Source organism: Cryobacterium sp. MP_3.1, assembly GCF_035984795.1.
Taxonomy (GTDB): Bacteria; Actinomycetota; Actinomycetes; order Actinomycetales; family Microbacteriaceae; genus Cryobacterium; species Cryobacterium zongtaii.
The window spans coordinates 1-20,401 of sequence record NZ_JAXCHV010000046.1; the positions used below are offsets into that span (position 1 = coordinate 1).

The window sequence follows — 20,401 nt, forward strand, 5'->3', positions numbered from 1 at the left end:
GGCTGGACATGGTGGGACTTCCTGATTCTCGCCCTACGTCAAACGGCGGACTTGCTCTGAGCTACTGGCCTCAACTCACCCTGACACGTAGGGTGCTCGCGCTGGCCCGGTCGGTGCAACGTGGGCTGCTCGTGCGGCTCGTTCCGGCCGCCGCGCTCATGATCATCCTCGGCTACCCCGGAGAGATCAGTGGCGACAACGGCATCCGTGGCCTGTTCGGGCTGCTGTCCACCATCCCGTTCGCCTACATTCTCTATGTGCTGTTCGTGCAGCTGGGTAAGTCGCTGAACAAACAACCCGTGGGAGTGCGCCGCATCCTGAGCCAGCTGCGTTTCTTGCTGTTGCTGAGCTGGGGTGTCTACCCGATTGCCTATCTGTTGCCGTTGCTGGACATCGCCGGTCCTGATGCCTGGGTCTACAAACAGGTCGGCTATTCGGTCGCCGACATTCTGGCGAAGGCCGTCTATGCTCTGATCATCTTCCAGGTGGCACGCATTAAGTCTTTCGACGACGACCCGACGTTCGCCGGTATTGAGCGCTCCCGTGATGAGGCGCCCGCGCGCGTCTGACTTTCTGGCGGTCCACGATCATGCTAGGCGTGACTTTGTCAGCACGGGCGTCGACATCGGCGCCAAGGCCCCGACGGGTGACTTCGAATGGGCAGGTCACTCGTTGCGGTTCTCCGCGTGATGCAGATACTCCGCCGGCAAGTTCTGGGTGGTGTGCTTGGTGCGAGGATTCTTATGCGGTTGTGACTGGGATGCGGATGCGGAGCTTGCGGGGCTCGATCCAGGCTTTGAAGGCAACGGCTTTGCCGAAAGCGTCGCCGTCGAGTTCTATTTCCTCGGGTCGAGAGAAGCGTGCGGTGAAGACAGAGCCGGTTTCATAGCGCAGGTCGCCGTCGTTCTTATGCTCCCCGGCGAGGGCCTTGCCCGCTTTGGTTCGACGTACGATGCCGTTGGTCCAGGCCACTTTCACCCAGACCCTGATCCAGCCCAGTGCACCGCCTGGCCGGGTCATCATGACATCGAACAAACCGTCATCCAGCACTGCTTCGGGCATCAGCAAGATATTGGCCGGCAACGATCCGCAGTTGCCGAGGATCAGGGTGTGCACCGTTGCTCGCTTGGCAGCGCCGTCGTTGATCTGGAATCGCATGTGCAGCTCATCCGGGTCACGCAGAGACTTGACGATTGCTTTCACATAGGCTGCCCAGCCAGCTTTTGCCTTGAGATCTTCGTCAGTGTTCGTGATCATCTTTGCGTCAAGGCCCAAACCTGCCATCACCACGAACGCGTGCTCGTCGCGCGACTTGTCGTCTCGCTCGATACGAATCATGCCCAGATCAATGGCGCGATCCTCACCGGTAAATACCGCGCGCACGCTGTCGTGCATGTCGCTGAGGGTGAGGTCGAGATTGCGGGCGAGGAGGTTGCCCGTTCCGGAGGGTATCAGCCCAACGGGCACGTCGTGCCCGCGGACGGCCTCGATGACAGCGCGCACGGTACCGTCACCGCCGGCGACGATGATCAAGTCGACGCCGAGTTCCAACGCTTTCGCGGTCACGCCCTGGCCGACATCGTCGACGGACGTTTCAAACCAGACGCTCTCAGACCACCCCCCGGCCGCTGCCTCCGCATTCACAGCGTTTCGGAGGGCATCGAGATCGACCTTGACAGGGTTGTAAATGACAGCGGCGTTCCGAAGCGTGACATCACTCATTGAGCCACTGTAAACCAGGCCGTACAGAGATGAGTATGCTCGCAGGGAACGAATCTGCGCTCTACCCTCGCGCTTGTCGCCGCACAGGATTTATGATCGTCCCGGCCGCGTGTTTCGGCCTGCTGCCGTAGGTCGTTGAAGGGACAGCCGTGTCGAAGTCGAAGAAAACAGGTGCGGTCAAGCGCGTTCCGAAACCTCTATATGAGGATGAGCTGGAACGGTTGCAAGCCGAGCTCGTAGGCATGCAGCAATGGGTCATTGAGACCGGGGCGCGGGTGCTGGTCATCTTCGAGGGTCGAGACGCCGCGGGCAAGGGCGGCGCGATTAAGCGGATCGTCCAGTATTTGAATCCGCGCTCCGCCCGGGTCGTCGCACTTCCCACTCCGAGCGAGCGAGAGACGGGCCAGTGGTATTTCCAGCGCTACATTGAACGGCTACCCACCGCCGGGGAGATCGTCTTGATGGACCGCTCTTGGTACAACCGTGGTGGCGTCGAACGGGTGATGGGATATTGCACCGATGACCAGTACCGTCTGTTTCTCGAGCAGGTGCCCTTGGTGGAAAAGATGCTCGTTGACGAGGGGATCATTCTGGTGAAGTTCTGGTTCTCTGTGTCTGACAAGGTCCAGGAAGACCGGTTCCGTTCTCGACTGGAAGATCCGATGCGCCGGTGGAAACTCTCCGAGACGGACCTCTTTTCGATTACCCGCTGGGAGGACTACTCGCGAGCCAAGGATGACTTGTTCGCTGTCACGGACCTTCCGTTTGCACGGTGGTGGACGGTTGAGAGCGATGACAAGCGTGCGGCACGAATCAACTCAATCAAGCACCTTCTGTCCAACATCCCCTATGAGCACCGGGTGCCGGACGAAGTGACTATTCCCGATCGCCCGGAAGCAAATGACTACGAGCGGCCCCCAAAGGATGAGGCGAGCCTGGTCACTGATCACGCCAACACTCTGAAGAAGAAATAGAGAGGTCTCATGCTTCGCGCAGGGTGCTCCGCGGCTCGCAGGGCGTCAGGCGAGTACACGGTGACCCGGCGGGTACGGCGTGTCAGCTCGGCGTCGAAGTAGCGCCTTTGAGCGCCAAAGCAGATCGCCGGCCTTCTAGGCGCAGTTCCATTTCGCTCATGACCACCGCAGCGAGGTCGCGGAGGGTGGCGAGTTCCTCTTCCGACGCCTGGCGCGGTTCGAAGTCGAGAACGCACAGGGTGCCGAGGTTGTGTCCATCGCGGGTGCGCAACGGCACCCCGGCGTAGAACTGGAGGCCGAAATCGCTGGCGACGAGGGGATTGGCCAGCGTCCGGGGGTCGAACCGGGCATCCTCGACTACCCAGGGCACGTCGTCCAGGATCGCCGAGGCGCAGAGCCCCGGGTGCCTCTCAATGTGGTCGATCTCCAGGCCGTGGTGAGACGTGAACCAGATCCGGTCCTGGTCGACGATCGTGACGAGCGCGACCGGAACGGAGAACACTCGGGCGGCAATGGCCGTGACGCGGTCGAAGGCCCCGTCGGCCGGTGCTTCCGGCAGTCGATAGCGCGCGACCGCGAGCATCCGGGCTTCCTCGGTCGAGGGCGCGGGGATGGCCGCCACATCCCGGTGCCGGCCGGTCTCGGCAGCGACCATCTGGCGAAGCGCCGCAACCAGGTCGTGGATGGAGGGGCGGTCCTTCGGGTCGCGGGCGGTCATGGCAGCCAGCAGCGCCCGCCATTCCGGGGCGATGCCGGGCGGAATGGAGGGATCGTTTCGGAGCCGGGCCAGTGCCGACGGGATCGGGTCACCGGGAAACGCGAGGGTGCGAGTGAAGCACTCAAGAAGAACAAGCCCCAGCGAGTAGATATCGCTGGCCGAGCCGAGCGTCTGTCCCCGCGTCTGTTCGGGACTGAGGTAGGCGGCCGTGCCCGTCGTCACGGCATCCGGGTCTCGGCGGTCGATGGCGCCGACCAGGGCGATGCCGAAATCGGTCAGCTTCGCGCGGTATCGAGCGCCGCCGTGGTTGTAGTCGACAAGCAGGATGTTGGCCGGCTTGACGTCCCGATGCACAACTCCCCGATCGTGGATGTACTGCAGTCCTTCGGCCAGGTCGTAGCCGAGGTGCGCTATTTGACGAGTGGTGAGAGTGCCCCGCTCGAGCTGGACCTTGAGATCGGCGCCGGTGACGAGCTCCATGACGAAAAATACACGTGGCCGGGCCGCATCCGTGCGGTCGACGCCCGCATCGAGCAGGGTGACGAGGCTGTGGTGGCTCAGGCTCGCCAGGAGGTTCACCTCGTCTTCCTGACGACGGATGTCCTTCTCGGTTGTCGCGGACGCCTCGAAGACCTTCACCGCGACATCGCGACCCAGCGTCTCGTCCCTCGCGCGGTAGACAGAACCCTCGCCGCCTCGACCAATCAGTTCCAGCAAGCGGTAACGTCCGCGCAGTCGCGGTGGCCGGGCAGCGGTGACCTCTGGAGAGCGTCCGGCCAGTGTGATTGCGTCCATAGTGAACCCTTGTTTCGTGGCGCCTCCACCACAGGCGGTCCGGAGTATCCACTTCTGAGACGTAGCTCGAGGCGAATATGTCACGTCCGACGCACAAATTGGTCTCTGCTTCACGCGGTTGCCTCCTGTGCCGGTCGTCAGCACGGTCATCAGCCGATGCTGGCAACTGTCACGTGGATGCTGTCGATCATCAGGGACATAACTGCGGTGCCCACGGCGGTGAGCGTGAGGTTCCGGTCGCGTGCACATTTGGTACTGCCAGCTGTTGTCGGGGGGAGCGCCGCCAGTAGAGAATGTCCACATGAGCGAGCTGGATGAAACTCAGGCCATCGATCAGGTGATCGATCGGTTGGCGGAACGGTTCCCGAGCCTGGAGCGCGGCCATATCGCGGACGTCGTCGACGAGGAGCACGGGAAGTTGGATGGGGGTCGGGTCCGCGACTTCGTGCCGGTCCTGGTCGAGAAGGCCGCGAAGAAGCTGCTGAAGAAGGAAGCGAAAGAGTCGGTCGTCGTGGTCGAACAACTCGAAGCGCTGGGTCCGCTGCCGGACCGTGCGCTGCCGGACGGTGACCCGGACCTGGACCCGATGGAAGTCGAGCGCGCAAGTCGTGAGGGACATCGTGGGCCCCTGCTTGGCGATCTGCTCGGCGGCACCAGCGCGAACGAACGCTGATGTGCGCCAACCTCAGTGAGTGGTTTACCTCGTAGCTGCCGATCCGTCGCCACGGATGCGAAGAACGGTCTTTCCGAGCGCGCGGCGCTCATCCAGCGCGGCGATTGCTTCCGGCGCCTGGGCGAACGGGACCACCTCGCCGATGACCGGCGCGAGCGCACCCCGGGCCACATCAGGAGCAAGCCGTTCCCACTGGTCTCGGAGAGACACCGACGTTGTGGGCATGAGGCCTTCCCAGGCGACACCAATGATCGTCGTGTTGGTCAGAAGGAGGCGGTTCACCCGGACGGTCGGGATGCTCCCCCCGGTGAAGCCGAGAACGAGCAAGCGGCCGCGGGTGGTGAGCGCCCGCAGCGAATCCGTGAAGCGCTCACCGCCCACCGGATCCAACACCATGTCCACACCACGCCCATCCGTGATGCGGCGGACCTCGGTGAGGAAGTCGAAGGGGGAGAGGACGTCATCCGCACCGATGCTTCGTGCCAGTGCGGCCTTCTCGGGCGTGGAGACCACGGCGATGACGTGTGCACCGCGTAGCTTCGCCTGTTGGGTGAGCGCCACTCCGAGCCCGCCCGCGGCGCCGTGGATGAGTACCGTCTCACCGGCACGAAGATTGCCGCGCTCGCCCAGGGCGAATTGCGCGCTGAGCACATTGATCGGCATCGCCGCACCCTGGATGAAGTCGACACTGTCGGGCATGGGCAACACCCGATCGGCAGGGGTGACGACGTACTCGGCAAACGCGCCGGAACCAGCTACGCCGAGGACCCGGTCGCCGGCGACGAATCCTGAATCGGGATCAGCGTCGACAACGACGCCGGAGAACTCACATCCCACAGTGAATGGAAGCGGAACCTTCAGCTGATACTCGCCGCGCGACTGCAGCACGTCAGGGTACGCGACACCAGCGGCATGTACTTCTACGAGTACCTCTCCCGGGCCGCGGCTCGGGATGGGGATTCCCTGCATCTGTAGCAGTCGTGGTCCGCCGTGCGTGGTATTTCGCAGCGCGCGCATCATCGTGCCGTGTGGACTCATGACTCAATCATCCGCTGTCTGCTGGAATGGGAGCGCAGCCGCGACACCGTGCGGAGCGAGAGAGGCCTCAGGAGAGTGACTATGAAAGGCGACACGCTGCGGCAGCATGCGCGTAATCGCGTCTGGGAGCTTCCGGGAGCCGGGTTGGAGCATCCGTTCGGGCCGGATTGGGACGTCTTTAAGGTGCGCGAAAAGGTCTTCATGCTGATGACCGAGGTCACCGGTGAGCCGATCGTGATCCTCAAGGCCGACCCGGAGGACGCAAGAGCTCTGCGCGAGCAGTTCGCGGACATCACCCCCGGCTACCACATGAACAAGCAGCACTGGATTACCTTGCATCCCGACGGAACCCTGGAGAAGGATCTCGTTGACGACCTCGTCACCGAGTCCTACCGGCTCGTCATTGCTGGCCTGCCCCGTGCCACGCGGCCGGTCGACCCCCGAACGTTCGGCCGGAGAGAACCGTGACCCCCCCCTCGGAAGAGTGACTTCAGCAGCACGCCCGCGACATCGGCCTAACGAAGGATAGACGCCCGGCTCTCCACCCGGCTCTTCAACGATTGATTGAACGCGACATACCCTCCCGCGTTGTGATTCTTTGCGAAGAGACCTTCGAAGGGCCTGGTGAGGGCGCCGGAGAAGGTCTCGGTGTTGGTGACCTGAGTGCTGCCGTCGTTTTTGCGGACGAGGGTGAAGTTGTGCTCGCCGAGGAACAGGGCCGCCGTGATGATCTTCGCCGACCACTGCAGCTCCTGGCTCTCGGTGACGGCGGTGACCGTCGATGTGAACCAGAACCCGGGCATACGCATTTTGAGTCTGTTCCCGAGTTTCGGGGCCCCATCTATACGAGAGAAGTTGCTCCAGTCGCCGTAAGCGGGGAAGTCGGAAAGGACCTCCCAAACCTCTTCGGGCGTGGCCGCGATGTCGATCGTGGTGGCCAAGACAATGCTCATGGTGTTGTCCTCTTTCTGGTTCCAGGTGCGGGGGAGTTGCTAGTGCAGCTAGCATGCATCGCTTTCTAGCTATCGTCAATAGCTAATTTGGTCAAAAGCTATTGACAGTAGCCAGATAGCTGGGCATCCTTAGCCTCATGAACGCAACGAACGACTGCACCCATGCCTAGGGCGGGATTGAACCGGGACCGGGTGGCGGAGGAAGCGGCCGCGATGGCCGACGAGGTCGGCCTGAACACCCTCACCCTTGCCGCCCTGGCCGAGCGCCTCGGCATCAGGCAGCCCTCGCTCTACAAGCACATCGATTCGATGGCCGGCCTCCACCGCGACATCGCCGTGCACGCCAAGCGGGACCTGGGTGAGGTGCTTGCTCGAGCGTCAGTGGGCCGCTCCGGGGCGGACGCGATCTCCGCGATGTCTCATGCCTACCGTGACTGGGCGCTGAAGCACCCCGCCCGGTACGAGGCAGCCAACCTGATGCCTGCTCCCGGTGACGTCGAAGATGAAGCTGTCTCCATCGCGGCGATTCAGGTCATCGCTGACGTGTTGACGGCTTACCACCTCGAGGGTGACGACGCGGTCGATGCCATCCGAGCGTTTCGCTCCACCTTGCACGGGTTCGTCGCCTACGAGACCGCTGGAGCGTTCCGGTGGAGCGCGGACGTCGATCGGAGCTTCGACAGGCTCGTTCACGGCTTCATCGTAGCCCTCGACCAGTGGGCCGAAATCCCCACTCCGCGTCCCGCCACCAGATAGACCCCAGACCAGTTCACCCCACCGAGAACGACAATCGCATTGGAGAAGAACATGGGAAACACCGACAACACCCTCGCCGCTGCTGACCCGGATGCGGCGAACAGACTCGTCGCCAACTGGGTCGCCATGTGGAACGGCGACGAAGCGATCGCCGAGGAGATCATCTCCGACGACAACCGCGTTCACGCAGCCATGTTCGGCGGAGGCGACGGCAGTGCCGTGGGCGGCGTCTCCGGAATGAAGGACCTCGTCGTGCAGATGAGATCGCTCATGTCCGACCTCGTCTTCTCGATCGACGTCGGACCCCTCGTCGACGGCGCCCACGTCGTGGTTCGTTGGGTGGCAACCGGACACTACGGCGGCGGCATGCCCGGGGCCGGAGCGCCGGTGGGTACGGAAGTGTCCTTCCACGGCACCGACATCCTGCGAATCGCGAACGACCGGGTCGTTGAGTACTGGCTCAACGCTGACACCCTGGACCTCATGACTCAACTGCAGGTCGGCGCCGGCTGATCATTACTCGTCAGATGAAGCCGAGGTGAGTGTCTCAGAGTGCGTCTGGAGCTCGTCTGCCGCGGCACGCAGATATCGACTGATCGCGGCCTGCTCCTCGGGTGAGAATTCGAGTGCGAGGCTGTCGAGCGCGGTGAAAAGCGGGGCGAGCTCTCCGAGGATGCGACCCACGGCGGAAGCCTGCGGCACCAGGTTGACTCGACGCCGGTCAGTCGCATCCCGCGCGCGCAAGATATGGCCCGCAGATTCGAGGCGGTCCGCCAGTTCGGTCGCCGAGCCGGTACTGATGCCCAAACGGTGGCCAAGTTCGGCCGGCCCGAGCTGGGTTCCTTCCAGATCCATGATGTGACCCATCGCCTCGAAGTCGAGGGTGCGCAGTCGCACCTTGGTCGCCAGGGCGTGCTCGAGCTGGGACGCGGCGCGATTCACCGAGCGCAGCGCCCACGACAGTTCTGCAGCCGACATTCTGCCGCGCTCGACCTGCTCCGCTCCCGGGATGTCCCTGTCTTTCGCCATGTCCACATCATAGTTGACATTTCGTTCGGTAACGGAGACACTCGGTAAAGGAGCTAAAAGAAGGGAACAGTCATGACCGCACTCCCACCCACCACTGCTGCACCGCACAAGCCGCTCAATCCGACTCAGCTTCGTGGGCTGCTTATTGTGCTCTGCGCCGCTCTCGCGCTCGTCGTTGCGGGCAACTCGGCACTGGCGATCGCCTTGCCCGACATCGCGATCGATCTTGAGGCTGACCAGTCCGAGCTGACCTGGATCATCGATGCGTACGCCCTGACCTTCGCCGCCCTGCTTCTCACTGCGGGCATCGCTGCTGACCGAGTCGGGCGGCGCACGATTCTCGTCATCGGCTTGCTGATCTTCGGGGCGGCCAACCTGGCGTCAGCGTTCGCGCCAGACCCCGGCTGGTTCATCGCACTGCGGGCCCTTGCCGGGGTGGGCGCCGCCGCGGTCTTTCCCGTCACCCTCTCCGCGCTCGTCGACGCGTATCCGCCCGAGCGACGAACTTTTGCCATCGGAGTGTGGTCGGGGGTCAGCTCTGCCGGCGCGGTAGCCGGCACGATCATCGCCGGTGCTCTCCTCGAAGCGTATTGGTGGGGAAGCGTGCAACTGTTGTTCGGCGGCGTCGCGGTTGCCCTGATCATCCCGGTACTGATGCTCGTCGCGCAGAATCGCAACCCGCGGCTTTCTCTCGACCCGTTGGGCGCACTCTGGTCGATCGTCGCTTTGGCCGGGCTCGTCTTCGGCGTGGTTGAGGGCCCTCAGCGCGGATGGCTCGACCCTGTCACCCTGCTGGCGCTCGGCGTCGGTGCCCTGGGTTTCGTGGCGTTCGTCGTGCACCAGTTGCGTGCGAAAGATCCGTCGCTCGACGTGAGGCTGTTCGCCAATCGTGGACTGGCCGCGGGATCCCTCATCGTCACCGTTCAGTTTTTCGCCTCGCTCGGGTTCTTCGTCCTCTCGCCGCAATATCTGCAAATCGTGTTGGAGTACACGCCGCTCGGAGCCGCTCTGGCCCTGCTCATCGTTCCCGTCGGCGTCGGAGCCGGCATCGGGATATCGGCCGCACTCGAAAAGCGGTTCGGGGCACGCGTACCCGGTTCATTGGGCTTGCTGATCATGGGGGTCGGGCTCTTCGTCTGCGCAGTGGGCCTGACCGGCGGGGTGGATGCTTCGATCTGGGTGTTGGGAGCCGGCGTCCTGCTGTTCGGCATCGGGTTTGGCATGGGGATCACCCCCGGAACCCAACTCATCATCGAGGGTCTCCCCGCGGAGCGGCGCTCCGTCGCGAGCGCCGTCAACGACATCACCCGCGAGGTAGGCGGCGTGCTCGGAATCGCCGTGCTCTCGAGTATCCTGATCAGCTTCTACCGGAGCGACATCAAGCCGGCGCTTGACGGGATTCCCGACCAGGTGCGCCAAGTCGTCGACGCCGGCGCCGGTGCCGCGATCGGCATCGCTGATTCATTCGGTCCGGAAGGCGATGCCCTCGCACGTGCTGCCCGCGAAGCGTTCGCGGTCGGGTTCAGCGCGGCGATGCTCGCCGGGGCCGTGATCCTGGTCATTGCGTCGATCATCACCTTCTTCGTCGCACCCGCCCAGCGCGAAGTGGGAACGCGTGCATTCCCAGCAGACGCCCACCGGTAGTTAACCTGGTGCTTACCTTGCGGGCTGAGGATTGCATCATGATCACCATGACAGCCATCGTGCGCCCGGTTGAATCGCTCCGCAGTTTCCCGCAACTGGGTCAGAATCTTCGTCGGCACTACGAACACACACTGTTGTTCACGGATCAAATGTTCGTCATCTTTCCCGGCATCGGTGCGGTCCTCGTGACCGAGCACTCCAGCAGGTATCGATTCGACATCGTGGGAACCGATCAGGCAATCGCCGACCATCGCGTCATGAAGCTCGAGGCCTACATCCTGAACGAAACCGGCGGTCAACGCATCCGGTTCGACTGGGCCAAGGCGGCCCACGTCCCTGTGCCCTTCCGGTAGGCAGCGCCTCGCGCAGGCGTACCGGACAGGCTTTCGCACCGGAACGACTGGAGGCCGCGGCCACCGACTCCGATCCTGCCGCAGGGGCGGTCACCGAGAAGGCGCCCAACCCTTGACACGGTACTTGTTTTTTGCAAGTGTGGATGGTGTCCATCTCCGGACCCCTCAGTGATACCGAACCCAGGAAAGGAAGAGCACCATGACTTCGATGTTCGTCAATCTGCCGGTGACCGATCTGGATCGCGCGAAGGCCTTCTACACGGCGATCGGATTCACCATCAACCCGCTTTTCACTGATCACAACGCGGCATGCGTCGTCGTAGAGGAGGATCACAGCGCGATCATGCTGCTGGTCCGCGAGTATTTCCAAACCTTCACCGAGCTTCCCCTCGGTGACCCGGCCGTGAACCCGTCGGTGTCGACCGCAATCTTCCTGGACAGCCGGGAGGCGGTAGACGCCAGCGTCGCCGGGGGCGTCGCAGCCGGAGGCACGGAGGCGCAGGAGCCTTCCGACTACGGCTTCATGTATCAGCGTCAACTCACTGACCCCGACGGCAACATTGTCGAGTTCGGCTACATGGAGCCCGTTGCCGCCGAGCAGGGGTCGGGCGCCGTCCTGAACCAGCAGGCCTAGCCAGCGATGGCTGCACGCGACTATGGGCAGTACTCCGGTGTCTCCCGCGCCATGGAACTCGTGGGCGAGCGCTGGGCCCTGCTCATTGTTCGCGACCTGCTCGTTGGGCCGCGCCGCTATGGAGAACTCGCTGAGGGACTGCCCCGGATCCCGAGCAACATCCTGGCGGCGCGACTCAAGGAACTGCAGTCGGCCGGTGTGATCCGCCGGGCACCGCGCTCGCGCGTGATCGTCTACGAGCTGACGCCGTACGGCCGGGAGCTCGAGCCCGTTGTGCTCGCGTTCGGCGCCTGGGGTTTCAAGGCGATGGGTGAGCCGCGAGATGAGCAAGTCATCACTCCCGACTCGCTGACGATGGATCTGCGAACGACGTTCCGCGCCCAGGTGGCAGCGAAGCTGCCCCCCACCGCCTACGCGGCGCAATTCGGTGGCGCCGAGCTGCTCATCAGGGTAAAGGGCAGCACCCTGGACGTGACCCGCGGGGCCGGACCTGCAGACCTCGCCTTTGTGGCCGGTCCGGACATCCACCTGCTCATTCTGGGTGAGCTCGCACCGGCTCGTGCGATCACAACGGGGGTGATCAAGGTGCTAGACGGACGTGCCGACCTGCTCGACCGTTTCGCGAGCACCTTCAAATCTGGTCGCCTGATCACGAGCGCGACCTTGTCGTCCGGCGTAGCTTGGGAGGTAAACGGCGTCACCTTGACCTGAGGGAGCTGAAGATGAAACGACGACTTCGATGCCGGCTCGGGTTGCACAAATGGGTCATCAAGCAGGACTCGCCGGACGCGCCGAGGTACCACGGCTGCCGCTTCTGCGACAAGATCAGGGACGACAGACAGCCCATTGCCGACCTTGGCGGCGGCCTTTGAGTCTCCGGGTGTTGCACCGAGTGCCTCAAAACTCCGAGACTCGAAACCATCGGGTCGGTCGAGCCTCACTGTGACGAAAGTCCCGCTTTACCCCGCGTAGCGTTGACCGGGCGGGATCGAGATGCCTGACGATGTGGGCACGACGCTCACCAGCCACGTCCGTCCGCGAGGAGACAACGCCATGACACCTGCGCCGAGGTCGCGCGTCCGCAGCACCCGCACCGGTCGGGCTCCGCTGAGCAGCCTTGGCATCCCGTTCGGGCTGTCCGGCCTGGCCGGCACCTGGACCATGGCCGCACACACCTCGCTCACGCCGAACATCATCGCCGAGGGACTGTGGATTCTCGCGGCAGCCGCCTTGATCGTCGTCGTCACGAACTACCTCCGGCGAGCCGGTTATCACGGCGGCAGCATCGGCGAGGATCTTCGCGACCCCGTGCAGGGGCCTTTCGCGTCGCTCGCACCGACGTCGGCGTTGTTGGTCTGCACCCACTACGCGCAGTATTTCCCGATCGCCGGCCGCATCGCCACGGGTGTGTTCATGGTGATCGGCCTGCTCTTCGGCGCCTGGTTTCTTGCTCAGTTCGCTCTCCGCGAGCGCAGCATCGACAGCATCCACGGCGGCTACCTGTTGCCCACCGTCGCCGCAGCGTTCATCATCGGGCAGGGGGCAGGCACGTTCGGCTGGACGTTGTTGGGCGAAGCGGCCATCGCTGTCGGCATCTTGTTTTGGCTGATGCTGGGCACAATCATCCTGGCGCGGATGGCGTTCCGCCCGGCGCCGCCCGACGCTCTCCTGCCGACCTTCGCGATCTGGTCCGCACCGCCGGCGGTCGCCGGAAACGCGTGGTTCGCGGTCAACGGCGGCCGCGTCGACCTGGTCGAGACGATGTTGCTCGGTGCCTTCGTCGTGCTGATTCTCGTGCAACTGATGATGCTGGGCACCTACTGGCGGCTGCCTTTCACACTGGGGTTCTGGGCATTCACGTTCACCGCGGCATCCAGCGGAACCTATACGGCACACTGGTTGGCGCTCTGGGGCGGTCCCGGCCACGCGGTGTGGGCGTGGCTCGCCATTGGGGTCGCCACGATGCTGATTGGGAGCATCGCCGTGCGATCCGTCGCCCTGCTGAGCGGTCGGACTGGTAAGCCGAGCTGGGCCGACCCGAAGCCGGGGAAGTCGGGCCCGTGTAGTCAGTGATGGCCGCACTCTGGATGTGATGTCTAGCGGCAGAGGGCGTGGGGGACGATCATGGGTCGATGGTGCTCTTCACTGATCGCGTGGAAGCCGGTCGTCGGCTGGCCCTGCAGCTCGACTACCTGCGTGGGCAGGACATTGTGGTGCTCGGCATTCCCCGCGGGGGAGTGCCGGTGGCGTACGAGGTCGCCGCGTCACTCGACGTCCCTCTCGACGTCATCGTCGTGCGCAAGCTCGGCGTGCCCTTCCAGCCCGAATTCGCGATGGGCGCCATCGGTGAGGGCGGCGAGCAACTCATCGACGAATCGACCGTGGCCTTGACCGGGGTGACCGACGCCGAGGTGAGCGCGGTCGAAGCTCGCGAGCGGGTGAACCTCGACGCGCGGGTCGAGCGACTTCGGCCGGGCCGCGACCGGATCCCACTCGATGGCCGCACCGTCGTGATCGTGGATGACGGGGTGGCTACGGGGGCGACAGCACGAGTGGCGTGCGACGTGGCCCGCAGGTTCGGCGCCGCGACCGTGATCCTCGCGGTGCCCGTGATCGCCGCCTCGACCCTGGCGGAGATGACCGGCGCAGACGACATCGTCTACCTGGCGGCGCCGGAGACCTTCTGGGCGGTCGGCCAGTTCTACACCGACTTCTCGGCCACAACCGACGACGAGGTCGCTCGGCTGCTAGACGAGGCGGCACGCCGGCTCACCGGGCCGTCGGGTGCGGGCGACTCGGACCTCAAGGCGGGGGTCGACGACGAGGTCGAGATCCCCGTCGACACTGTGCCCCTGAACGGGCATCTGCACCTGCCCGCGTCGCCGACCGGCGTGGTGCTCTTCGCCCACGGGAGCGGCAGCAGCCGGCACAGCCCCCGCAACCAGTACGTGGCCGATGTGCTGTTCGAGGCCGGGCTGGGCATCCTCCTGTTCGACCTGCTCACGCCGGAGGAGGAGCTGGACCGGGGGAACGTCTTCGACATCGAGCTGCTGGGCCGGCGACTGGTCGCCGTCACCGGCTGGCTGACCGACCGGTCCGACACCGCCGGATGCCGGATCGGCTACTTCGGTGCCAGCACCGGAGCCGCCGCAGCCCTGTGGGCGGCCGGCGATGCCGAGACGCATATTGCCGCTGTCGTGTCTCGCGGGGGCCGGCCCGACCTGGCCGGAACGAGACTGCCGCTGGTGACCGCGCCCACCCTGCTCATCGTCGGCGGTGCCGATATCACCGTGCTGGAGGGCAACCGCGAGGCACAGAAACACCTGCGCTGCGAGAACCGGCTGGCCGTCATACCCGGCGCCACCCACCTGTTCGAGGAACCGGGCGCCCTGGGCGCCGCCGCCGAGTTGGCCGCCGACTGGTTCGCCCGCCACCTGGTGCCGCCGAACACCGCGGAGCCCGCCTAGGCACCACGAAGTTTCCCGATCAGACGCAAAAAAGCGCCATCCGGGGGCCCCATGCCGTATGGTCGCCCCTGGGGGAACAACAATGAAGCTTCGACTTGCCGTAAAAGATGTGTCCGGGGTGGTGGGTGACGTCGTCGTGACGGCGGATGTCACCGCCACGGTGAGCGACATCGCCAGACACCTCTCCAGCCGAACGGTTCGCGGGACACCGGGGCTCTCGGCAGACACGGCCGGCGCCCAGCCCCCGGGGCTGGTCCCGGACCTCACCCTGCGAGCGGAATACCCCGGCCGGACCCAGGCCCGGCTACTCAACCCGTCCGCCACCATCCACGAGTCGAACCTGCGCTCCGGCTGCACCGTCGAAGTGGTCTCCAGCCTGGAACGCCGGGAGGGCGATGACCTCTTCGGCACCGCCGCCGCGATCGTGCGGGTGCTCGAAGGTCCGGATGCCGGCAACGAGTTCACCATCGCCACCGGCGTGAACTACGTCGGTGGCGCCCCCGACTCGCAGGTGCCGTTGACCGACCCGCATGTGTCGCGCCGGCACGCCTCCATCACGGTGGGCGACACCATCAGCGTCACCGACCTGAACTCGGCCACCGGGGTCACCGTCGACGGCGCCCTCTGCCACCGCTCGTTGCTCTCGGCCTCGTCGCGGCTGCAGCTGGGCGCATCCGTGCTCATGGTCATCCCGCTGACGGTGCCGGCCGGGGCGTCGGCGGAACCGGCCGCCGCGGACTTCTCCCGCTCGCCTCGCGTTGAGCCGGTCTATCTCGGCCGCACCTTCACCGCACCCGAGCTGCCCAACCCGCCGGAAAAGCAGCGCTTCCCGACCCTCGCCCTGATCGCCCCGGTGGTCATGGGCGCGGTGCTGTTTGCGGCCACCCGGCAGGTGTACACGCTGCTGTTCATCGCCATGGCCCCGATCATCCTGCTCGGTACCTGGATCGACAACCGCATCCAGGGGCGCCGTAAGGGCCGCGCCGAGAACGCACGCTTCGACGCCGCCGTCGTCGACCTCGAAGCCAGCCTGGCGGAGGAACGCGAGAGCCAGATCGACGCCCGGCTGGCCGAATCGCCGTCCGCCGCCGCCATCGCGGCCGCGATGCAGGAGCATTCCGCGTTGCTGTGGACCCGCAAACCCGAACACGCCAGTTTCCTGGAGGTGCGTCTGGGCCTGGGTGCCCAGCGCAGCCGCAGCACCGTCGCGCTGCCGTCCAAGCACACCGGCACCGTGGACGAGTGGCACCGGGTGAACGCCATCATCGACGAGTACGCCCAGGTGGACGGCGTGCCCGTCGTGGAGAACCTCGCCCGCTGCGGTGCGCTCGGCATCGCCGGCTCGTCGACCCTGGCGGCGGATGCGGCCCGCGCCGTGATCACCCAGTTGGTCGGCCTGCATTCCCCGGCCGACCTCGTCGTCACGGCCTTCGCCGGCGGCGACGCCACCGCGGACTGGGCCTGGCTGAAGTGGCTGCCGCACGTGAACTCCCCACACAGTCCGCTGCGGGTCAACGGCCTCGCCGCGGACTTCCCGGCCGCGACGGCCCTGCTCGCCGCCCTGGAGGGCCTGATCGCGGCCCGCCGCACGGCCGGATCCGGCGCCGAACAGGTGCGGTCGCGGCTGACCGAATCGCGCACGGCCACCGACGACCTCGCCGCCGCGGTGGACCGGCTCCCGGCCCGGCCGGCGATCATCGTGCTGGTGACCAACGAAGCGCCCGCCGACCGCTCCCGCCTGGTCGCGCTCAGCGAAGAGGGCGCCGACCACGGCGTGTTCCTGGTCTGGCTGGCGCCCTCCGTGGCGGCGCTGCCCGTGGTCTGCCGCACCTACCTCGACGTACAGCCCGACGGCACAAACGTCGGATTCGTGCGCGTCGGGCGCACGGTGGCCCTCGCGGCCCTGGAGACCGTGGACCCGGTCGGTGCCGCCACGGCGGCCCGGGCCCTCGCCCCGGTCGAAGACATCGGCGCCCGGGTGCTCGACGAAACCGACCTGCCGCACAGCGTCAACTTCCTCGACCTCTACGACGGCGACGTGGCCGACGACACCGCCGCTGTCCTGCAGCGCTGGGTGAAGAACGACAGCCTCAGCTCGAGCTGGGTGCCCGGCACCCCCCGCGAGGCCGGCGGCATCCGTGCCCTCGTCGGGCAGGGTGCCAGCGAACCGTTCTACCTCGACCTGCGCACGCACGGGCCGCACGCCCTCGTCGGTGGTACGACGGGGTCGGGCAAGAGCGAATTCCTGCAGACCTGGATCATGGGCATCGCCGCGGAATACGCACCGGACCGGGTGACCTTCCTGCTCGTGGACTACAAGGGCGGCGCCGCCTTCGCCGAGTGCGTCGACCTGCCGCACACCGTGGGCCTGGTCACCGACCTCAACCCGCACCTCGTGCGCCGGGCGCTCACGTCGCTCCGCGCCGAGCTGAGGTTCCGTGAGCACCTGCTGAACAGCAAGGGCGCCAAAGACCTCGAGACGCTCGAGAAGCGCTCCGACCCGGACGCCCCGCCGGCGCTGATCCTGATGATCGACGAGTTCGCCGCCCTCGCCTCCGAGGTGCCGGAGTTCGTCGACGGCGTCATCGACGTGGCCCAGCGCGGCCGGTCGCTCGGCCTGCACCTGGTGATGGCCACCCAGCGGCCCGCCGGCGTGATCAAAGACAGCTTGCGGGCCAACACCAACCTGCGGGTGGCGCTGCGGGTGGCCGACGAGGCCGACAGCCACGACGTGCTCGGCGTGGCGGATGCCGCGGGCTTCGACCCGGGAACCCCCGGCCGCGCCGCGGCCAAGCTCGGCCCCGGCCGGGTGCTCGACTTCCAAACCGCCTACCTCGGCGGCCTGACCCCGCCCGCGTCGGCTTCGGTGCCGGCACCGGATGTGGAGGTGGCCGACCTGTCCTTCGGCCCCGGGGCCACCTGGGCGAGCAACGTCGCCCGCACCCGCAGTGCCGGCGGAGCCCGCGACATCGAACGCCTGGCCCGCACCATCGCCGGCGCCGCGGACAGCCGCGCCCTGGCCCTGCCGCGCAAACCCTGGCTCGACCAGCTGCCGGCCCTGTTCGACCTGGCCGGGCTGCCCGTCGCCGGCGAGGGGCTGCTGCCGGTGGGGATGCTCGACGAACCCGAGGAACAGCGGCAGTCCCCGTTCGTCCTGGACCTCGACACCATCGGCAACCTGGTCATCCTCGGCACCGGCGGGGCGGGCAAGACCGCGGCGCTCCGCACGATCGCGGTGGCCGCCTCGGCGGCGGCCGAGACGCATCCGGTCGCCGTCTACGGGCTCGACTTCGCCGGCGGCGGCCTGAGCATGCTCGAGTCGCTGCCCACCGTGGGCGCGGTGATCGCCGGCGACGACACCGAACGGGCCACCCGCCTGTTCAAGGACCTCGCCGAACTGGTGGACGACCGGGCCGCCCGGTTCGCGCTGGCCAGGGCCGGCTCGCTCGGCGATTACCGGCGCATCACCGCCGTCGCGGAACCGCGGGTGCTCGTCCTCATGGACGGCATGGCGGCGTTCCGGGCCGACTACGAATTCCGCGGCGCCGGCGAGCTGTTCGACAGGTTCCTCAAGCTCGCCGCCACGGGCCGGCAGGTGGGGGTGCACTTCGTGCTCACCGCCGACCGGTCGGGGGCGCTGCCCACTCAGCTGCTGGCCAACGTGGGGCAGCGACTCGTGTTGCGCCTGGCCGGTGAGAGCGAGTATTCGGCCGCCGGGGTGCGCCCCGACGTGCTCGCCGACGCTGTGCCCGGCCGTGGCCTGGTCGACGGCCACGAGGTTCAGCTGGCGGTGCCGGGCGGCACGGCCGACCTCACCGCGCAGTCCACCCGGGTGGAGGAGCTCGCCGCTCGGCTGCGCGCCGCCGGCGTCGACGCCGCGACCGGGGTCGAGCGCCTGGCCGCGCACATCCCGCTCGCCGACCTGCCGGCGCAGGTGGCCGGCCGGCCCACCCTCGGGGTCAGCGACGAAAACCTCGAACCGGTGGGCGTGCCCCTGGACGGACTCTTCGTGGTCACCGGCCCGTTCGGCTCCGGCCGCACGACGACCATGACCACTATCCTGCAGTCGGTGCGCGCGACCCGGCCCGAGCTGCGACCGTACCTGCTCGTGGGCCGGCGCAGCGCCCTCGCCGACGTCACCGACTGGGCGGAGCTCTCTACCGACGCGGACGAAGCCGAAGCGTTGGCCGTGCGCCTGGCGACCGTGCTGGAGCAACCGGCCACGACCGGCAGCACCGACGTCCTGATTGTGGTCGAGAACGTGGGCGACTTCGAGGGTCTGCCCGCCGAGGGCGCCGTGGCCCGGCTGATCAAGGCGGCCCGCCGCTCCGGTGTGCCGGTGATCGCCGAAACCGATACCGTCACCGCCGCCAGCGCCTGGCAGATCTACAGCGAGCTGAAGACCGCCAGGGCCGGCATCGTGCTGCAACCCGAAGAGACGGATGGCCTCAGCCTGTTCCGCACCCCCTTCCCGCGGGTCACCCGCAGCGACTTCCCACCGGGCCGCGGCCTGCTCGTCGACGCCGGCCGGGCCATCCAGGTGCAGGTGGCCTTCCCGCGCCCGCTCTTCATCCATTCAGTCAGCAAGGAAACTCATCCATGACCGGCATCAACCGCCCCAGCCACCGACGGTCCTCCCGAGGCGGGCTGGTCGGCCTGGGTGTCGTGGTGGGCTGCCTGCTGCTATCCGGTTGTACCAGCACACCGAATCGCCCGCCCACGGCCGCGCCCACGGCGTCGGCGACCACGGTTCCCACATCCAGCCCCAGCGCCTCGGCGGCCATCCACGAGGCGCCGATGAGCGACGCTGAGGCTGTGAGCGCGGCCCAGGATGTAGTCGCCGACTTCTTCACGCAGCGGATCGTGGTCAACACCGCGGATGGAGCAGAACCGGCCACTCTCGAGCGGGTCGCGACAGGCCCCGCTCTTCGACTCGTAACGGCGGATGCCGCAGAAATCGCCGAGAGCAAGACCGTGGTGACCGGAACGATCACCTTCGCTCAGACCGCCGCCTATTCGGCGGACCTGAACGGCCCCGACGGCCAGGTCTACCCGTTTAGTGCCGTGAATATCTCAGGCTGCCAAGACGGTTCCAGTTACCAGCGAACCAACGAAGACGGAAGCGCTCAGGAGATGGCGCCCGACCGTACGAGCGTGGTCGACATCTCCGTCATCTTCGAGCCGACCCAGAAGTCCTGGTTGGTGTATGACATCAACGCGACCGGGGCGGACTGTTGAGTCGGAGCCTGATGTCACCGCGTCGGCGGCCGATGAGGACCTTGTCGCTGTAGGGACAGGTGGGCAGAACCCTGAGCCATGGACGACAGTGGGCGGATCCGGGTCGCATCTCGCCGGAGAATCCGACTCAACGGTCATGCACGCGCTGAACGTCCACGATGCGAACCGATACGCAGTCATGGCCTGGCGGATTCAACCGGTCAGCGCAACACCGGTCTGTTGTGTGTTCGAGAGTAGCTCGTTGAGGGCTTCTTTCGGGGTTTTCCAGTCGAGAGTTTTGCGGGGGCGGTCGTTGAGTTGGTTGGCGACGTAGTCGAGGTAGTCGTGGTGGTAGCCGGAGAGGTCGGTGCCTTTCGGGAAGTACTGGCGCAGTAGACCGTTGGTGTTCTCGTTGCTGCCGCGCTGCC

Annotated in this window: 20 protein-coding genes; 14 read left to right on the plus strand and 6 right to left on the minus strand. The window is 66.2% G+C overall.

Annotation, left to right across the window (positions count from 1 at the left end; genetic code table 11):
* The coding region (locus RCH12_RS17635) for a bacteriorhodopsin (protein ID WP_327017754.1) at positions 1 to 569 on the plus strand (569 nt) is incomplete at its 5' end.
* Between the two features lie 172 nt (positions 570 to 741).
* Here the strand turns inward: RCH12_RS17635 and RCH12_RS17640 are convergent.
* Positions 742 to 1,722, minus strand: coding sequence for a diacylglycerol/lipid kinase family protein (locus RCH12_RS17640; RefSeq protein ID WP_327017755.1), 981 nt, complete (start codon positions 1,720 to 1,722; stop codon positions 742 to 744).
* A gap of 149 nt (positions 1,723 to 1,871) precedes the next feature.
* On the opposite strand from RCH12_RS17640, the gene ppk2 reads away from it, so the two are divergent.
* Positions 1,872 to 2,696, plus strand: coding sequence for a polyphosphate kinase 2 (gene ppk2 / locus RCH12_RS17645; RefSeq protein ID WP_327017756.1), 825 nt, complete (start codon positions 1,872 to 1,874; stop codon positions 2,694 to 2,696).
* A gap of 82 nt (positions 2,697 to 2,778) precedes the next feature.
* Here the strand turns inward: ppk2 and RCH12_RS17650 are convergent, their stop codons facing one another.
* Positions 2,779 to 4,209, minus strand: a complete 1,431-nt coding sequence (locus tag RCH12_RS17650) for a protein kinase domain-containing protein (protein ID WP_327017757.1) — start codon at positions 4,207 to 4,209, stop codon at positions 2,779 to 2,781.
* Between the two features lie 301 nt (positions 4,210 to 4,510).
* Between RCH12_RS17650 and RCH12_RS17655 the strand changes: the two genes are divergently transcribed.
* Positions 4,511 to 4,882 carry a three-helix bundle dimerization domain-containing protein gene (locus RCH12_RS17655; protein ID WP_327017758.1) on the plus strand — a complete coding sequence of 124 codons (372 nt, stop codon included), beginning with the start codon at positions 4,511 to 4,513 and terminating at the stop codon, positions 4,880 to 4,882.
* Positions 4,883 to 4,906: 24 nt separating this feature from the next.
* Here RCH12_RS17655 and RCH12_RS17660 read toward each other — a convergent pair whose 3' ends face one another.
* Positions 4,907 to 5,851, minus strand: a complete 945-nt coding sequence (locus tag RCH12_RS17660; RefSeq protein WP_327017759.1) for an NADPH:quinone oxidoreductase family protein — start codon at positions 5,849 to 5,851, stop codon at positions 4,907 to 4,909.
* A 150-nt stretch (positions 5,852 to 6,001) separates the two neighbouring features.
* Between RCH12_RS17660 and RCH12_RS17665 the strand changes: the two genes are divergently transcribed.
* Positions 6,002 to 6,388, plus strand: coding sequence for an MmcQ/YjbR family DNA-binding protein (locus tag RCH12_RS17665; RefSeq protein ID WP_327017760.1), 387 nt, complete (start codon positions 6,002 to 6,004; stop codon positions 6,386 to 6,388).
* 47 nt (positions 6,389 to 6,435) lie between these two features.
* Here RCH12_RS17665 and RCH12_RS17670 read toward each other — a convergent pair whose 3' ends face one another.
* Complete coding sequence (locus RCH12_RS17670) at positions 6,436 to 6,873, minus strand: SRPBCC domain-containing protein (RefSeq protein WP_327017761.1); 438 nt, start codon at positions 6,871 to 6,873, stop codon at positions 6,436 to 6,438.
* Between the two features lie 162 nt (positions 6,874 to 7,035).
* On the opposite strand from RCH12_RS17670, the gene RCH12_RS17675 reads away from it, so the two are divergent.
* Both RCH12_RS17675 and RCH12_RS17680 read left to right on the plus strand, forming a co-directional pair.
* Positions 7,036 to 7,629 (plus strand): TetR/AcrR family transcriptional regulator, encoded by a 594-nt coding sequence (locus RCH12_RS17675; protein ID WP_327017762.1) that lies wholly within the window; start codon positions 7,036 to 7,038, stop codon positions 7,627 to 7,629.
* Between the two features lie 51 nt (positions 7,630 to 7,680).
* Entirely contained in the window at positions 7,681 to 8,142 is a 462-nt protein-coding gene (locus RCH12_RS17680; RefSeq protein ID WP_327017763.1) for an ester cyclase, read from the plus strand.
* A gap of 3 nt (positions 8,143 to 8,145) precedes the next feature.
* Here RCH12_RS17680 and RCH12_RS17685 read toward each other — a convergent pair whose 3' ends face one another.
* Positions 8,146 to 8,658: a MarR family transcriptional regulator gene (locus tag RCH12_RS17685; protein ID WP_327017764.1), complete on the minus strand. Its 513-nt coding sequence runs from the start codon at positions 8,656 to 8,658 to the stop codon at positions 8,146 to 8,148.
* Positions 8,659 to 8,730: 72 nt separating this feature from the next.
* Here RCH12_RS17685 and RCH12_RS17690 point away from each other — a divergent pair, with 72 nt between their 5' ends.
* The 8 genes from RCH12_RS17690 to RCH12_RS17725 all read left to right on the plus strand — a co-directional run bounded on the left by RCH12_RS17690 (position 8,731) and on the right by RCH12_RS17725 (position 19,994).
* Complete coding sequence (locus RCH12_RS17690) at positions 8,731 to 10,302, plus strand: MFS transporter (protein ID WP_327017765.1); 1,572 nt, start codon at positions 8,731 to 8,733, stop codon at positions 10,300 to 10,302.
* A 38-nt stretch (positions 10,303 to 10,340) separates the two neighbouring features.
* Positions 10,341 to 10,655, plus strand: coding sequence for a hypothetical protein (locus RCH12_RS17695; RefSeq protein ID WP_088456535.1), 315 nt, complete (start codon positions 10,341 to 10,343; stop codon positions 10,653 to 10,655).
* A 199-nt stretch (positions 10,656 to 10,854) separates the two neighbouring features.
* The gene (locus tag RCH12_RS17700) at positions 10,855 to 11,289 is read left to right on the plus strand and encodes a VOC family protein (RefSeq protein ID WP_327017766.1); all 435 of its coding nucleotides are present in this window, start codon (positions 10,855 to 10,857) and stop codon (positions 11,287 to 11,289) included.
* A 6-nt stretch (positions 11,290 to 11,295) separates the two neighbouring features.
* Entirely contained in the window at positions 11,296 to 12,000 is a 705-nt protein-coding gene (locus RCH12_RS17705; RefSeq protein ID WP_103429642.1) for a winged helix-turn-helix transcriptional regulator, read from the plus strand.
* A 342-nt stretch (positions 12,001 to 12,342) separates the two neighbouring features.
* Positions 12,343 to 13,362, plus strand: a complete 1,020-nt coding sequence (locus tag RCH12_RS17710; RefSeq protein WP_327017767.1) for a hypothetical protein — start codon at positions 12,343 to 12,345, stop codon at positions 13,360 to 13,362.
* A gap of 59 nt (positions 13,363 to 13,421) precedes the next feature.
* A complete protein-coding gene (locus RCH12_RS17715) occupies positions 13,422 to 14,756 on the plus strand; it encodes a phosphoribosyltransferase (protein ID WP_327017768.1) in 1,335 nt (444 codons plus the stop codon).
* Between the two features lie 82 nt (positions 14,757 to 14,838).
* The gene (locus RCH12_RS17720) at positions 14,839 to 19,359 is read left to right on the plus strand and encodes an FtsK/SpoIIIE domain-containing protein (protein ID WP_327017769.1); all 4,521 of its coding nucleotides are present in this window, start codon (positions 14,839 to 14,841) and stop codon (positions 19,357 to 19,359) included.
* On the plus strand, positions 19,356 to 19,994 hold the full coding sequence (locus tag RCH12_RS17725; protein ID WP_327017770.1) for a hypothetical protein: 639 nt from the start codon (positions 19,356 to 19,358) through the stop codon (positions 19,992 to 19,994). Before RCH12_RS17720 ends, RCH12_RS17725 begins: the two co-directional genes overlap by 4 nt.
* A 192-nt stretch (positions 19,995 to 20,186) precedes the next feature.
* Here RCH12_RS17725 and RCH12_RS17730 read toward each other — a convergent pair.
* A partial coding sequence (locus RCH12_RS17730) for a transposase (protein ID WP_442784589.1) occupies positions 20,187 to 20,401 on the minus strand: 215 nt, incomplete at its 5' end.

What these genes read in the sequence shown, in the direction of transcription:
- RCH12_RS17700 (WP_327017766.1), top strand. Translation starts at nt 10,855, where the DNA reads ATGACTTCGATGTTCGTCAATCTGCCGGTGACCGATCTGGATCGCGCG.
- RCH12_RS17690 (WP_327017765.1), top strand. Translation starts at nt 8,731, where the DNA reads ATGACCGCACTCCCACCCACCACTGCTGCACCGCACAAGCCGCTCAAT.
- RCH12_RS17715 (WP_327017768.1), top strand. Translation starts at nt 13,422, where the DNA reads ATGGTGCTCTTCACTGATCGCGTGGAAGCCGGTCGTCGGCTGGCCCTG.
- RCH12_RS17680 (WP_327017763.1), top strand. Translation starts at nt 7,681, where the DNA reads ATGGGAAACACCGACAACACCCTCGCCGCTGCTGACCCGGATGCGGCG.
- RCH12_RS17650 (WP_327017757.1), bottom strand. Translation starts at nt 4,209, where the DNA reads ATGGACGCAATCACACTGGCCGGACGCTCTCCAGAGGTCACCGCTGCC.
- RCH12_RS17705 (WP_103429642.1), top strand. Translation starts at nt 11,296, where the DNA reads ATGGCTGCACGCGACTATGGGCAGTACTCCGGTGTCTCCCGCGCCATG.
- RCH12_RS17725 (WP_327017770.1), top strand. Translation starts at nt 19,356, where the DNA reads ATGACCGGCATCAACCGCCCCAGCCACCGACGGTCCTCCCGAGGCGGG.
- RCH12_RS17675 (WP_327017762.1), top strand. Translation starts at nt 7,036, where the DNA reads ATGCCTAGGGCGGGATTGAACCGGGACCGGGTGGCGGAGGAAGCGGCC.
- RCH12_RS17695 (WP_088456535.1), top strand. Translation starts at nt 10,341, where the DNA reads ATGATCACCATGACAGCCATCGTGCGCCCGGTTGAATCGCTCCGCAGT.
- RCH12_RS17655 (WP_327017758.1), top strand. Translation starts at nt 4,511, where the DNA reads ATGAGCGAGCTGGATGAAACTCAGGCCATCGATCAGGTGATCGATCGG.
- RCH12_RS17640 (WP_327017755.1), bottom strand. Translation starts at nt 1,722, where the DNA reads ATGAGTGATGTCACGCTTCGGAACGCCGCTGTCATTTACAACCCTGTC.
- RCH12_RS17720 (WP_327017769.1), top strand. Translation starts at nt 14,839, where the DNA reads ATGAAGCTTCGACTTGCCGTAAAAGATGTGTCCGGGGTGGTGGGTGAC.
- RCH12_RS17670 (WP_327017761.1), bottom strand. Translation starts at nt 6,873, where the DNA reads ATGAGCATTGTCTTGGCCACCACGATCGACATCGCGGCCACGCCCGAA.
- RCH12_RS17665 (WP_327017760.1), top strand. Translation starts at nt 6,002, where the DNA reads ATGAAAGGCGACACGCTGCGGCAGCATGCGCGTAATCGCGTCTGGGAG.
- RCH12_RS17685 (WP_327017764.1), bottom strand. Translation starts at nt 8,658, where the DNA reads ATGGCGAAAGACAGGGACATCCCGGGAGCGGAGCAGGTCGAGCGCGGC.
- RCH12_RS17710 (WP_327017767.1), top strand. Translation starts at nt 12,343, where the DNA reads ATGACACCTGCGCCGAGGTCGCGCGTCCGCAGCACCCGCACCGGTCGG.
- RCH12_RS17660 (WP_327017759.1), bottom strand. Translation starts at nt 5,851, where the DNA reads ATGCAGGGAATCCCCATCCCGAGCCGCGGCCCGGGAGAGGTACTCGTA.